Genomic DNA, 12811 nt, shown 5'->3' with positions numbered 1-12811 from the left:
GGCAACGATTCACTATTGTCCACTCTGCCGCATGGTACTGGCGCTGTTGTGGCACATCAAAAAACATCATAACCAAGATTATGGAGACAACCATGAAGCTGCTGACACGCCGTAGCGCCCTGCGCCGCCTTTGCGCGGTTCCCGCCGTCGCCCTGACCTCGGGCTTCCCGCTGATCGCCCGCGCCGCCGACTACACGCTCAAGTACGGCAACAACCTGCCGGTCACGCACCCGCTGAACATCCGCGCCCAGGAAGCCGCCGAACGCATCCTCAAGGAAAGCAACGGCCGCGTGGACATCAAGATCTTCCCGAACAACCAGTTGGGCGGGGACACCGACATGCTGGCCCAGGTGCGCTCGGGCGGCATCGACTTCTTCACCCCTTCCGCACTGGTCATCGCGACCCTGGTGCCGGTGGCGGCGATCAATGCCGTGGGCTTCGCCTTCAAGGACTACAACCAGGTCTGGAGCGCCATGGACGGCGCGCTGGGCGCCCACGTGCGCGCCGCCATCGCACAGCGCCGCCTCTACGCCTTCGAAAAGATGTGGGACAACGGCTTTCGCCAGACCACCAGCAGCAAGGCGCCGGTCAAGTCCGCCGCCGACATGGAAGGGCTGAAGATCCGCGTGCCGGTCAGCTCGCTGCCGATCTCCATGTTCAAGGGCCTGGGCGCCGCCCCCGCCAGCCTGCAGTTCAGCGAGGTCTATTCCTCGCTGCAGACCAAGGTGGTGGACGCGCAGGAGAACCCCTTGCCCATCATCCAGGTGGCCAAGCTGTACGAAGTGCAGAAATACTGCTCGCTCACCAACCACATCTGGGACGGCTACTGGTTCATCGCCAACGGCCGCATGTGGGAAGGCCTGCCGCAGGACCTGAAGACGGTGGTGGCGCGCGGCATCAACGAGGCGGGCCTGGCCCAGCGCGAAGACATCAAGAAGCTCAACGCCTCGGTGCAGTCGGACCTGGAGGGCAAGGGCCTGCTGTTCAACCAGCCGTCGGCCGACAGCTTCCGCGAGCAATTGCGCGCGGCCGGCTTCTACAAGGAATGGCAGGGCCGCTTCGGCGACGAAGCCTGGACCCTGCTGGAGCAGGCCGTCGGCAAGCTGGCCTGAGGACGCGCCATGTCCTCCCTGTCCGCTCCCCACGCCGCGCCGCAGGCGCTGCCGGCCCATCCGCTGCGCCGCGCCGCCGGCGCCCTAGACGCGCTGCTGGGCAGCGTGGTCGAACACGTGGCCGCGGCCATCGTGCTGATCGAGATCGCCGTGTTGTTCGCGGGCGTCGTCGCGCGTTACGCCTTCCACAGCCCGCTGGTCTGGTCCGACGAGCTGGCGTCCATCCTGTTCCTGTGGCTGTCGATGCTGGGCGCGGTGGTCGCCCTGCGGCGCGGCGAACACATGCGGATGACGGCGCTGGTCAACAACGTCAGCCCCGCGCGCCGCGCCCAGCTGGAAACGCTGGCGCTGGCCGCATCGCTGGCCTTCCTGGCGCTGATCCTGGCGCCCGCCGTGGAGTACGCGCATGAAGAACACTTCATCATCACGCCCGCGCTGGAGCTGAGCAACGCCTGGCGCGCCGCCGCGATTCCGGTGGGCATGGGACTGATGGCGGTGGTGGCGCTGCTGCGCCTGCTGCGCACCCAGACCGCGCCGCAAATGCTGGCGGCGCTGGCGGGAGCCGCGGCAGTGGTCGCGCTGTTCTGGGTGGCGCAGCCCCTCTTCGCCACGCTGGGCAAGCTGAACCTGCTGATCTTCTTCGTGGGCATCGTCGCCGCCACGGTGTTCTCGGGCGTGCCCATTGCCTTTTCGTTCGCGCTGGCCACGTTCTCCTACCTGGCCCTGACCACCAACACGCCCATGGTGGTGATGGTGGGCCGGCTGGACGAGGGCATGTCGCACCTGATGCTGCTGGCGGTGCCGCTCTTCATCTTCCTGGGTTCGCTGATCGAGATGACCGGCATGGCGCGCGCCATGATCCAGTTCCTCGCCAGCCTGCTGGGGCACGTGCGCGGCGGACTGTCCTATGTGCTGATCGGCGCCATGTACCTGGTGTCCGGCATCTCGGGATCCAAGATCGCCGACATGGCAGCCATCGCGCCCGTGCTGTTCCCGGAAATGCAGAAGCGCGGCGCCAAACCCGGCGACCTGGTGGCGCTGCTGTCGGCCACCGGCGCGCAGACCGAGACCATTCCGCCGTCCATCGTGCTCATCACCATAGGCTCGGTGACCGGCGTGTCCATCGCCGCGCTCTTCACGGGCGGGCTGCTGCCGGCCGTGGTGCTGGGCCTGGCCTTGTGCTCGGTGGTGTGGTGGCGCTACCGCAAGGAAGACCTGAGCCTGGCGCAGCGCTTCAGCGCCCGCGAGATCGGACGCTTCTTCGTCATCGCCCTGCCCGCCGTGGCCCTGCCCTTCGTGATCCGCGCCGCGGTCGTCGAAGGCGTGGCCACCGCCACCGAGGTCTCGACCATCGGCATCGTGTATTCGGCAGTGGTCGGCCTGCTGATCTACCGGCGCTTCGACTGGGCCCGCTTGAAGCCCATGCTGATCGAGACCGCCTCGTTGTCGGGCGCCATCATGCTGATCGTGGGCTGCGCCACTGCCATGGCCTGGGCGCTGACGCAGTCCGGCTTCTCCGGCGACCTGGCCAAGCTGATGGCCGGCATGCCCGGCGGCAGCTACGGCTTCCTGGCCGTCTCCATCGTGGCCTTCATCATCCTGGGCAGCGTGCTGGAAGGCATACCCGCCATCGTGCTGTTCGGCCCGCTGCTGTTCCCGATCGCGGCGCAGGCCGGCGTGCACGAGGTGCACTACGCCATGGTCGTGATCTTCGCCATGGGCATAGGCCTGTTCGCGCCGCCCTTCGGCGTGGGCTACTACGGCGCCTGCGCCATCAGCCGCGTCGATCCCAACGAAGGCATAGGCCCGATCTGGGGCTACGTCGCCGCGCTGCTGGTGGGCCTGGTGATCGTCGCGGCCTTCCCCTGGTTCTCCATCGGTTTCCTGTGAGGTCCGCGGCCCGCAGCGGGCCGCGTCCTCCCGACATCCTCAAACCTCTCCCGCAAAGAATCCATCATGAGTCGTTTCCTGGGCGAAATCCGCCAACTCGGTTATGTGGTCCACGACATCGAAGCCGCCATGGACTACTGGAGCAGCACGCTGGGCGTGGGGCCCTGGTACTACAACCCGCGCGTGCCCATCGTGAACTACCAGTACGACGGCGAGCGCCACGAACCGCACAACTCGGTGGCGCTGGCGAATTCCGGCTTCGTGCAGGTCGAGCTGATCCAGACCCGCAACGACGTGCCCTCCATGTACCGCGACTTCCTGCAGGCCGGCCGCACCGGGCTGCAGCACGTGGCCTATTGGACCGAAAGCTACGACGCCGACCTGGAGCGCCTGCTGGCGCAAGGCTTCAAGCCCAAGATGAGCGGCGAAGTGGGCGAGAAAGGCCGCTTCATCTACTTCGACACCGAGTACCACCCCGGCACCGTGATCGAGCTGTCCGAAGTGGCCGGTCCCAAGGGCCGCCTGTTCGACCTGATCCGCGACAGCGCCCGGGATTGGGACGGCAGGGACCCCGTGCGCCCCTTCCCCGATCTGAACCGGATCTGATCCCCTTACCTGCCACCTCCGCCATGAATTCCCAATCGTTTACCGCCACCTACCTGATCGAAACCCCGCTGGACCCCGGCAAGGTCGCGGAGATCATGGCTGGCGAGCAATCCTGCGGCACCTTCACGCGGGTGCAGGGCGAAACCGACGAACTGCGCGCCCGCGCCCGGGCGCGGATCGAGTCCATCGAACCCCTGGAGTCCGCATCCGCGCCCAGCCTGCCCAACGCCTGGCTGGCGCGGCAGCCGGGCGGCATGCCTGGCCGCTACCAGCGCGCCCGCGTGCGCATCGCCTTTCCCGTCGCCAACGTCGGCGCCAACCTGCCGACGCTGGCGGCCACGGTAGGCGGCAACCTGTACGACCTGGGCGAAGTCACGGGGCTGCGCCTGGAAAGCATGGAACTGCCGGCCAACTACCGCGCCCAGTTCGACATGCCGCGCGCGGGCATTGCCGGCACGCGGCAACTGACCGGCGTGGCGCACGGTCCGCTGGTAGGCACCATCATCAAGCCCAACGTCGGCCTGTCGCCCGAGCAGACCGCGCATCTGGCGGCGCAGCTGTGCAATGCAGGCGTGGACTTCATCAAGGACGACGAGGTCTGCGCCAACCCCGCCCACGCGCCGCTGGCGCAACGCGTCGCCGCCGTCATGGCGGTGGTGCGCGCGCACCGCGAGCGCACCGGACGGCAGGTCATGGTGGCATTCAACATCAGCGACGAGACCGACGCCATGCGCCGCCACGCCGACCTGATCGAACGCGAAGGCGGCTCCTGCGTCATGGCCAGCCTGAACCATTGCGGCTACTCGGCCATCCAGACCTTGCGCCGCAGCACCCCGCTGGCGCTGCACGGCCACCGCAATGGTTACGGCGCGCTGTCGCGCCACCCCATGCTGGGCGTGGGCTTCCAGGCTTACCAGACGCTATGGCGGCTGGCCGGTGTGGACCATATGCACGTGCACGGCCTGCAAGGCAAGTTCGCCCAGGAAGACGCCGAAGTCGTCGAGTCCGCGCGCGACTGCCTGGCCTCGCTGACTCCCGGGATCGACGATCCCGTCATGCCGGCGTTTTCGTCCGGCCAATGGGCTGGCACCGTGCCCGCCACCTGGGCCGCCGTGCGCAGCGACGATCTGCTGTTCATGTCCGGCGGCGGCATCCTCGCCCACCCGGACGGACCCGCCTCAGGCGTGCTCAGCATCCGCCAGGCCTGGCAGGCCATGCGCGACGGCGAGCCCCTGGAAGACTACGCGCGCAACGCCCCGGAACTGCGGCGCGCCATCGAGTTCTTCGGTAGCCGCGCATGAGTTCAGCGGCGCAAGACGCAACGCGGCCGCGGCTGGGCTGGTACGGCGACGACTTCACCGGCGCCACGGATACGCTGGCCGAAACCGCGCGCGCCGGCCTGCGCAGCCTGCTGTTCCTGGGCGTGCCGACGCCGGACCAGCTGCGCCGCGCCGGACCGCTGGACGCCATTGGCATCGCCGGCGCGGCGCGCGGCATGGCGCCAGCCGAAATGCAGGCCGAACTGCAGGCCGTGGGCCGCTACATGGCGGGTGCGGGCGTGCGCGTGCTGCATTACAAATGCTGCTCCACCTTCGACAGCGCGCCGCACGTGGGCAGCATCGGCGCCGCCGTGCGCGAACTGCACCGCCACATGCCCAACCCGCTGGTGCCTATCGTGGGCGGGCAGCCCAGCATCGGCCGCTATTGCAGCTTCGCCCAGCTGTTCGCGCGCGCGGGGTCCGCGCCCGAGATCCATCGCATCGACCGCCATCCGGTCATGAGCGCGCATCCCGTCACTCCCATGCACGAAGCCGACCTGCGCCTGCACCTGGCGGCGCAAGGCTTGGCGGACATCCGCTCCTTGCCGCACACGGCCTACCCGCGGCTGCGGCGGGCGGCGGATGCGCCGCTGCTGGACGACTGGATCGACCAGGTCATCGAAAGCACCGACGGACCGCTGCTGCTGGATCTGGTCGACGAAGAACAGCTGGCCATCATCGGCCGGCTCATCTGGCGCGCGGCGTCCTGCCTGCCGTTACTGGCGGTCGGCCCCAGCAGCGTGCAGCAGGCGCTGGCCCGTGCCACGCCAGCCGGCGGCGGCAGCGCCGCAGCCGCGCCGCTGCAACCGGCCTCGGGCCCCGTGCTGGCGGTCGCCGGCAGCCTGTCTCCAGTCACGGCCAGGCAGATCGCCGCGTGCCGGCAATACCAGCTCCAGCCGCTGCAGGCGCAACGGCTCTTGCAAGACCCAGCCTACGCCGCTCAACAAGCCCAGTTGGCCGCCGCCACGCTGGCCCAGGGGCGTAACGTGCTGGCGCACACCGACCGGCCCGCCCAGCCCCTTGCACCCCATCAGACCGCCGCGACCGCCCGCGCCACCGGTCAACTGGTGGCGGATATCGTGCGCGCCAGCGCGCAAGCCGGCGCGCGCCTGTCACGCATCGGCATCGCCGGCGGCGACACCTCCAGCCAGGCGACGTTGGCCCTGGGCGTCTGGGGCCTGGCGTTCCGCTGCGTGCTGGCGCCCGGCGTGACGGTCAGCCTGACGCGCAGCGATGACCCTGTGACCGACGGCATTGAACTGATGCTCAAGGGCGGACAGATGGGCGGCGATCTGCTGTTCGATGAGTTGGCGTCGGGAGCGGCCTGAGCCGGCATGAAGCGCCACGGCGCGCCATGCCCTCAGAACTTGTGCCGGATGCCCAGCGCCAGGGCGGCCTGGCTATCCTTGCCCGGGGGCAGCGTGGCAAGCGGCGCAAAGTTCAGCGCGGAGTTACGCGCATAGGCGCCGACCGCATACAGGTCTGTGCGCTTGGACAGCCCGCTGTAAAGCAGCTGCAAGACATGCTGTTTGGGATTCGGCGGATTTCCTCCCCCTGCATCGGCCTTCACGTCGTCGTAGTAAAACGCGGCAGTGACCTGCAGGACCCGCGAAAGGCGGCACCCGACTCCGATCCACCACATGTCGTCGCGCTGGTTCAAGCTGCCTCGGGCCGTCTTGTCCTGCGCCCAGCGGTAGCCCGCCGTCAGGTGCCAAGGATCCGGCGCGTAGGAAGCGCTCAAGGCCAGCTTGCGCAGCCGGTTCGACGCGGTTGTCGGCTTTGCGCCGCCGGCCTCGTCGTAGACTGCCGCCAGGCCAAACAGGCCGGACAGGTAGCTCGCTCCCCCGCCCCAGGCCGACCGCTGATAACGCGTGCCCGCCGCATCATCGAGCTGATAATGCGCCTGCGCCGACAGCGCCCCCGTCCCGACACGATATTTGACCAAGTTGTCGTGACGCACACCACCCAAGAGAGCCCCCGAAGGCTCGTAGGCCGGCGCGTAGGCCTGAGGCACCATCGGGAACAACAGGCTGAACATGCTGGTGTATTGCCTTCCCAAAGTCACCATGCCGTAGGGGCTGTTCAGACCCAGGAAGGCCTGGCGGTTGAACGGACGTCCCTCCTCGGCCATGGTTCCCGTATGCGTATTCAAGCCGCCTTCAAGCGTGAAAACAGCCTGCATCCCGCCACCCAGGTCCTCCACTCCCTGCATACCCCAACGGGAACCCGACAACCCGCCGGAGCCCATCCGCATCGAGGATCCGCCGGACGAAGAGGATCGCCCCGCCGACGCGCCGCGCTTCTTGTTATCGATGTTGTTGCTCTTGTACTCGATATACGTGTCCGCTATTCCGTAAAACTTGAGACTGGACTGCGCGAACACCGCAGGCGAGTGCGCGGCATAGACAGCCAATGCCGCGCACATCGCCGGGACCCTGAATTGCTTGCCACACTTCCTGTATTGCTTTCCATACTTCATGAACCACCCCCTTTGAAAATCGTTATGTTTGCCGTGGTCGGCAATAGGCCAGCCCCAGGACACTGCAACTCTCGGCGCCACGCGAACCGGTGTTCGAACGGCCTCGGACTACAGGTTGGTCAGCTTTGCCAGATAGTTTTCTTCGGTGCCATGCAGATCCTGATCCTGCGTCGCCAATGCCAGGATTCCCCGCTTATGCCTACTACTCCCGCGTCGATATCGGACTGATTCCCGCGTATTGGAGGAAGGCATTCCTGCTCATCCTTCCCGCCCCTCGCGACTGCACCAAAGCGTCTGTTCTTTTCTGTTCCACGCCTGTCTCCGTCGCTATAATCAGCCGCGATATTGACATCGCCAAACCCCGCAATTAAAGGGTCGCGCCGGAAATAAACGGTTTCGTTGCGGGAAAGAATATGAATCGCCTGGTCGCAATGAATGTCTTCTGCAAGGTCGTCGAACATGGAAGCTTTACGATCGCTGCAACGCGCTTGAACATGTCCACCGCCTCGGTGAGCAAGAACGTTTCTGCGCTGGAAGACCACATAGGCACGCCGCTGCTTGCGCGCACCACTCGCCGCATCGTGCTCACCGATGCGGGCAAGACCTACTACGAAAAATGCACCCGCATCCTCGAAGATGTGGAAGAAGCCGAACGCACCGCGGGGCAGGTACAGACCACGCCACGGGGCATCCTGAAGGTGCGCGCGCCGATCGCCTTCGGCGCAGCGGATCTGGGCCGCCTGATCACGGAATTCACCGCGATTTTTCCCGAGGTCACCGTTGAAATGACACTCAACGACAAGTATCTCGACCCGGCGGACGAAGACATCGACATCGCGCTGTATATCGGCGCAACCCCCAAGCATTTCGCGGCGGGCGCCCAGACCATCGCCACCCTGCCCAGGGCGCTGGTCGCCGCGCCGACCTATCTAAAACGCCAGGGCACCCCAAAGGACATCCTGGATCTCGCCAGCCATCAGTGCCTGATCTATAAGCGCGGCGCCAACCACAACGAATGGCGCTTTACGCGAGACGACCTGAAGCAAACCGTGCATGTCAGCGGCCCCCTGCGCAGCAACAACAGCCTGACCCTGCGCGACGCAACGCTGAACGGCGCCGGTATCGGACTGCTGCCCGCTTATCTGGTCGCGCAGGACCTGGCCGACGGCCGTCTCATGTCCCTGCTGCCGGATTGGCAGCCCGCGGAGCGAAACCTGTATGCCGTGTACCCGCAGCCGCGGCGCTCATCGCCCAAGGTGCGCGAGTTCATCAATCTGTTGGCCAGCAGCCTGGACCTGGGTGCTGCTTGCTCACGCTAGCAGCGGGTTATGCTGCCGACGCGCCCGCCTTTGCGGGTTCCTACGATCAGGAGACTTGCCCACATGAACTGGCCGATACGCGCTTGCACCATGGCAGCGATCGCCCTCTGCGCGTCCGCGGCTGTTTCCGCCGCCGCCCCTGCGAATCAGACCGAATGGACCACTGGCGCAATGCGCAAACTGCAAAGCCATCTGGAAATGCCCAGGGAAGCGTACGAACTTGACGGTCCCCTAAGCCTGCGCCTGCGCCTCACTGTCCTGCGGGACGGCAAGATCGACGCGGTGGACCTCGCCAGTTCCTCGGGGTATGTCGCCATCGACAAGGCCGCGGTCCGCATGGTCCGGCGCGCCAGCCCGCTGCCCGCCTTCACCAGCGACATGCAGGCTGACAGGGAAATCCTGATGCTGCCGGTGCGGTTCCAGATGATCGAGGAACCCGCCAGCGACGCCGAGCGCCGCTACGCCGACCGGACGCGCGGATTCGGCGTCACCGTGCCCGCTGCCTATCGGATCGTGAAGAGCGGCAAATCCGACGAATTCGATGTGCTGGTCGAGATCGTCCGCGCCAACGGCGCGCCGCAAGCCGCGGGCGCGGCCGGCTACCTGTGCGGCGTCGGCTTCAGCACGCCGCGCAAATCGCTGAAGACGCATCCCGGCGCCGAAGCGCCGCTCTCTGCCGCCGAACGCATGGCTGCGGCCGAAGCGATCCTGGCCGCGCAGGGCGAATCGCCCGAGCAGCGCAGCGGCTTCGAGTTGCAGGGCGCCAAGGGCATCGACTATGTCGCGCCCGCGGGCGCAGGACCGGATGGCACGCGCCTGCTGGAATACAACGCCTTGCTGGATACCGCGACGCTGCGCGTCGCGATGCGCTGCACCGCGACTGCCGAGGACATGCCGGCAGCCTTGCCCGCGTTCCGCAAGATACGGGACGGCATCAGCCTGGGCGGACATACGGCTGCACCGGCCGCGCGCTAATCCAACATTTCGAAGTACGGCGCCATGCGCTCGCGCGACCTGAGAATGTGGTCGCGCATGGCATCCTGAGCGCCATCGGCATCACGCTCGCTCAGCGCCCGCACGATGCGTGCATGCTCGGTCACGGCTTCTTCCGTGACCCTCGAGTGGAAGCGCAGCCGGAACAGATGGGTATGCGCGTACAGCCGGGCCAGCGCTTCGGCAAGCAGTTCATTGCCGCTCTGCTCCGCGATCCAGGAGTGGAACTGCGCGTCCAGCACGGCGAATTTGCCATAGGCCACGCGCGCATCATCGGCGCTCGGGGCGCTCATTGCCGCAGACAGCGCCGCCAGTTCCTGCAGTGACGCGTCCGTCATGCGTTGCGCCGCCAGCCCGGCACCGAATGGCTCCAGCTGCAAGCGCAGTTCGTACATCTGCTCGAAACGCCTGCGCGTAGGCATGGGCGCCGCGCTGTATCCCACGTGATGCGTCTTGACGACCAGCCCTTCGGTTTCAAGCCGGATCAGCGCGGCGCGTATCGGCGTTTGCGATACGCCTAGCTCACGCACCAGCGCATCGACCGCGATGCGCATGCCGGGCGCGATCTTCAGGGAAATGAGCTGCGACAGCAGCGTTTCATAGACCTCGTCGCCCAACGACCGCACGCGCTCGCCCAGGCGCTGGCCGGCCGCGGGCATGGTCGAGGGTACGGCTGCGGAACCGCGAGAGAGTGTCGTCATGGTTGTTTCACCCGATTTGCCAACTATGTGTTGACGTCCAATTTGTTACGAGGTTAGCATAAATCAGATCGTATTTCAGATCCGATCGGATTTAACAACTTAACGACACTATGACGACAACGATAAAAATGGGGGAGGCAAGGCAGGTTTGCATCCGCGCGCTGGAACTGGCCGGGGCCCCGACCGACCACGCCGCGACGCAGACCGACCTGCTGCTTGAAGCCGAATTGCGCGGGCGCGCGTCCCACGGCCTGCTACGCCTGCCGCGCATCATCGAACGCATCCACAACGGCGTGGCCGACCCGAAAACCCGCGGCACGGCCGTCTGGCGCTCCCCAGCTTTCCTGGACATGGATGGCGAACGCGGCCTGGGGCCGGTGATCGCGCTGGCGGCCCTGGAGCAGATCCGCGAACGCGCCCGCGAGACCGGAATCGCCATCGCCGCGGTCAGCAACAACAACCATATCGGCATGCTGGCGCTCTACGCGGAAAGCGCGGCGCGCGAAGGCCAGATCCTTTTGGCCCTGTCGACCAGCGAAGCCCTGGTCCATCCCTGGGGCGGCCGTCAAGCCCTGATCGGCACCAACCCGATCGCTATCGGCGTACCCACCGCGGACGAACCGTTCGTGCTGGACATGGCCACCAGCCAGGTCGCCATGGGCAAGATCCACGACTACGCCAACCATGGCCGGCCACTCGAGCCGGGCTGGGCGCTCGACGGCGCCGGCAACCCCACCACGGATGCCGAAGCTGCCAAAGCGGGCGCACTGGCCCCCTTCGGTGAAGCCAAGGGTTACGCGCTGGGCCTGGCGTTCGAAGTGCTGGTCGCCAGCCTGACGGCGTCCGCGCTGGGCAACGCCGTCAAGGGCACGCTGGATTCCCGCGAGATATGCAACAAGGGCGACGTCTTCATCGCGATCGAGGCCGGGTCGGGCGGGATTGCCAGCCGCGTCACGAGCTACCTGGATGACATCCGCGCCTGCCCTGCCCTGCTGCCCGGGCGGCCCGTCGCGGTGCCAGGCGATCGGGCGCGCACCGAACGCCGCCTGCGGCTGGATGCAGGCATCGAACTGGCCGACGAGGTCTGGCGCCGCATCCTCGACCTGGCGCAATGCGCCGCCTGAATTTTCCCAGACACCCTTTCAAGGATCCACAATGAATGAATTGTTTGGAATCATGCGCGCACCGCGCGCTGTGCTGTTCGGCAACGGCCAGCGCCTTGCGCTGGGCCGCGTCGCAGCCGCCCTGGGCCAGCGCGCGCTGATCTGCACCGACGAGCGCTTCGCCGCCACGGCGGAAATGTCCGAACTGCTGGCCACGCTGGAAAGCGCCGGCGTGCGCGTCCAGGTGTACGACCGCACCCAGCCGGACCTGCCCGTCGAGGGCGTCTACGAATGCGTGGCAGCGCACGGTGCGTTCCAGCCAGAGGTAATCGTCGGACTGGGTGGCGGCAGTTGCCTGGACATGGCCAAGCTCGTCAGCCTGCTGCTGACGCATGGCGGGAAGGCCTCCGATTACTATGGTGAATACAAGGTGCCCGGCCCGGTGCTACCCGTGATCGCGCTGCCCACCACATCGGGCACGGGCTCCGAGGTCACGCCAGTCGCCGTGCTGGCCGATAGCGCCCGCGATCTGAAAGTAGGCGTCTCCAGTCCGCACCTGATTCCCCACACCGCCATCTGCGATCCTGAACTGACGCTGACCTGCCCCAAGGGACTGACCGCCATCGCCGGCGCCGACGCCTTGACCCATGCCATCGAGGCCCTGACCGCGGTCCGTCGCAGTCCGGATGCCGACATCGCGCAGACCCGCGTATTCGTTGGCAAGAACGCCTTCAGCGACCAGCAGGCGCTGATTGCCATCCGCGCGCTCGCGTCCTATCTGCCCCGCGCCGTCGACGACGGCTCCGACCTTCATGCCAGGGGTCAGGTCATGGCCGCGGCGCTTGCCGCTGGCCTGGCCTTCGGCGTGGCGGGTACCGCGGCGGCCCACGCCATCCAGTACCCGATCGGCGCGCTGACGCACACGGCGCACGGCGCAGGCGTGGCGACCCTGATGCCCTATGTCATGGATTTCAACGCAACGGCCTGCAGCGCGGACTATGCGGCCATCTCTATGGCGATGGGGGACACGGAAACCGATCCCGCGCGCCTCGCCGCCCGCGCGCCGCGCCATGTCTACGACCTGTTCTCGCGCATCGGCATCCCTGCAACGCTGGCTGGACTGGGCGTGCGCGCCGACCAGCTCGAATGGATCGCCGCGCAGTCCATGCTGGCCGCGCGCCTGGTCACGAACAATCCGCGACCGCTGGACCAGGACGGCATCGCCGCCATCGTGGCCGCCGCCTACGCGGGACGCGGCTCGTTTCGCGCATCTTGATAACCCGCCTTCC

At 66.9% G+C, this 12811-nt stretch carries 12 protein-coding genes; 9 read left to right on the top strand and 3 right to left on the bottom strand.

What is annotated here, in order from left to right:
• Positions 1–92 precede the first annotated feature (92 nt).
• The 5 genes from IB258_RS07370 (at position 93) to IB258_RS07350 (ending at position 6255) form a co-directional block, all read left to right on the top strand.
• On the top strand, positions 93–1112 hold the full coding sequence (locus tag IB258_RS07370; protein WP_175213670.1) for a TRAP transporter substrate-binding protein: 1020 nt from the start codon (positions 93–95) through the stop codon (positions 1110–1112).
• A 9-nt stretch (positions 1113–1121) separates the two neighbouring features.
• A complete protein-coding gene (locus tag IB258_RS07365; RefSeq protein ID WP_054456225.1) occupies positions 1122–3002 on the top strand; it encodes a TRAP transporter large permease subunit in 1881 nt (626 codons plus the stop codon).
• 66 nt (positions 3003–3068) lie between these two features.
• Positions 3069–3608, top strand: a complete 540-nt coding sequence (locus IB258_RS07360) for a VOC family protein (protein WP_125470655.1) — start codon at positions 3069–3071, stop codon at positions 3606–3608.
• A 23-nt stretch (positions 3609–3631) separates the two neighbouring features.
• Complete coding sequence (locus tag IB258_RS07355) at positions 3632–4909, top strand: ribulose-bisphosphate carboxylase large subunit family protein (RefSeq protein WP_192352339.1); 1278 nt, start codon at positions 3632–3634, stop codon at positions 4907–4909.
• Positions 4906–6255, top strand: coding sequence for a four-carbon acid sugar kinase family protein (locus IB258_RS07350; RefSeq protein WP_192328501.1), 1350 nt, complete (start codon positions 4906–4908; stop codon positions 6253–6255). Before IB258_RS07355 ends, IB258_RS07350 begins: the two co-directional genes overlap by 4 nt.
• A 32-nt stretch (positions 6256–6287) precedes the next feature.
• Here IB258_RS07350 and IB258_RS07345 read toward each other — a convergent pair whose 3' ends face one another.
• Together IB258_RS07345 and IB258_RS07340 are read right to left on the bottom strand one after the other, a co-directional pair.
• Positions 6288–7406, bottom strand: coding sequence for a porin (locus IB258_RS07345; RefSeq protein ID WP_192352338.1), 1119 nt, complete (start codon positions 7404–7406; stop codon positions 6288–6290).
• A gap of 119 nt (positions 7407–7525) precedes the next feature.
• The gene (locus IB258_RS07340) at positions 7526–7867 is read right to left on the bottom strand and encodes a hypothetical protein (RefSeq protein ID WP_166738284.1); all 342 of its coding nucleotides are present in this window, start codon (positions 7865–7867) and stop codon (positions 7526–7528) included.
• Between IB258_RS07340 and IB258_RS07335 the strand changes: the two genes are divergently transcribed.
• Positions 7820–8725: a LysR family transcriptional regulator gene (locus IB258_RS07335; protein WP_192352337.1), complete on the top strand. Its 906-nt coding sequence runs from the start codon at positions 7820–7822 to the stop codon at positions 8723–8725. The genes IB258_RS07340 and IB258_RS07335 overlap by 48 nt on opposite strands.
• 9 nt (positions 8726–8734) lie before the next feature.
• Positions 8735–9700, top strand: coding sequence for a TonB family protein (locus IB258_RS07330; protein WP_370539820.1), 966 nt, complete (start codon positions 8735–8737; stop codon positions 9698–9700).
• Here IB258_RS07330 and IB258_RS07325 read toward each other — a convergent pair.
• On the bottom strand, positions 9697–10419 hold the full coding sequence (locus tag IB258_RS07325) for a GntR family transcriptional regulator (RefSeq protein ID WP_119451254.1): 723 nt from the start codon (positions 10417–10419) through the stop codon (positions 9697–9699). The two genes, IB258_RS07330 and IB258_RS07325, sit on opposite strands and share 4 nt — an antisense overlap.
• Before the next feature lie 128 nt (positions 10420–10547).
• On the opposite strand from IB258_RS07325, the gene IB258_RS07320 reads away from it, so the two are divergent.
• Together IB258_RS07320 and IB258_RS07315 are read left to right on the top strand one after the other, a co-directional pair.
• Entirely contained in the window at positions 10548–11543 is a 996-nt protein-coding gene (locus IB258_RS07320; protein WP_119451253.1) for an Ldh family oxidoreductase, read from the top strand.
• A 31-nt stretch (positions 11544–11574) separates the two neighbouring features.
• The gene (locus IB258_RS07315; protein ID WP_119451252.1) at positions 11575–12798 is read left to right on the top strand and encodes an iron-containing alcohol dehydrogenase; all 1224 of its coding nucleotides are present in this window, start codon (positions 11575–11577) and stop codon (positions 12796–12798) included.
• Positions 12799–12811: the final 13 nt, after the last annotated feature.

Origin of the sequence: Achromobacter sp. ACM02 (assembly GCF_014851605.1) — a bacterium.
Lineage (GTDB): Bacteria > Pseudomonadota > Gammaproteobacteria > Burkholderiales > Burkholderiaceae_B > Achromobacter > Achromobacter aegrifaciens.
The sequence above is the reverse complement of the archived record's forward strand: the minus strand, read 5'-3'. Positions and strand labels throughout refer to the sequence as shown.

Coding starts and splice junctions, on each gene's coding strand:
- IB258_RS07370 (WP_175213670.1), top strand. CDS start 93: ATGAAGCTGCTGACACGCCGTAGCGCCCTGCGCCGCCTTTGCGCGGTT.
- IB258_RS07365 (WP_054456225.1), top strand. CDS start 1,122: ATGTCCTCCCTGTCCGCTCCCCACGCCGCGCCGCAGGCGCTGCCGGCC.
- IB258_RS07360 (WP_125470655.1), top strand. CDS start 3,069: ATGAGTCGTTTCCTGGGCGAAATCCGCCAACTCGGTTATGTGGTCCAC.
- IB258_RS07355 (WP_192352339.1), top strand. CDS start 3,632: ATGAATTCCCAATCGTTTACCGCCACCTACCTGATCGAAACCCCGCTG.
- IB258_RS07350 (WP_192328501.1), top strand. CDS start 4,906: ATGAGTTCAGCGGCGCAAGACGCAACGCGGCCGCGGCTGGGCTGGTAC.
- IB258_RS07345 (WP_192352338.1), bottom strand. CDS start 7,406: ATGAAGTATGGAAAGCAATACAGGAAGTGTGGCAAGCAATTCAGGGTC.
- IB258_RS07335 (WP_192352337.1), top strand. CDS start 7,820: ATGAATCGCCTGGTCGCAATGAATGTCTTCTGCAAGGTCGTCGAACAT.
- IB258_RS07340 (WP_166738284.1), bottom strand. CDS start 7,867: ATGTTCGACGACCTTGCAGAAGACATTCATTGCGACCAGGCGATTCAT.
- IB258_RS07330 (WP_370539820.1), top strand. CDS start 8,735: ATGCTGCCGACGCGCCCGCCTTTGCGGGTTCCTACGATCAGGAGACTT.
- IB258_RS07325 (WP_119451254.1), bottom strand. CDS start 10,419: ATGACGACACTCTCTCGCGGTTCCGCAGCCGTACCCTCGACCATGCCC.
- IB258_RS07320 (WP_119451253.1), top strand. CDS start 10,548: ATGGGGGAGGCAAGGCAGGTTTGCATCCGCGCGCTGGAACTGGCCGGG.
- IB258_RS07315 (WP_119451252.1), top strand. CDS start 11,575: ATGAATGAATTGTTTGGAATCATGCGCGCACCGCGCGCTGTGCTGTTC.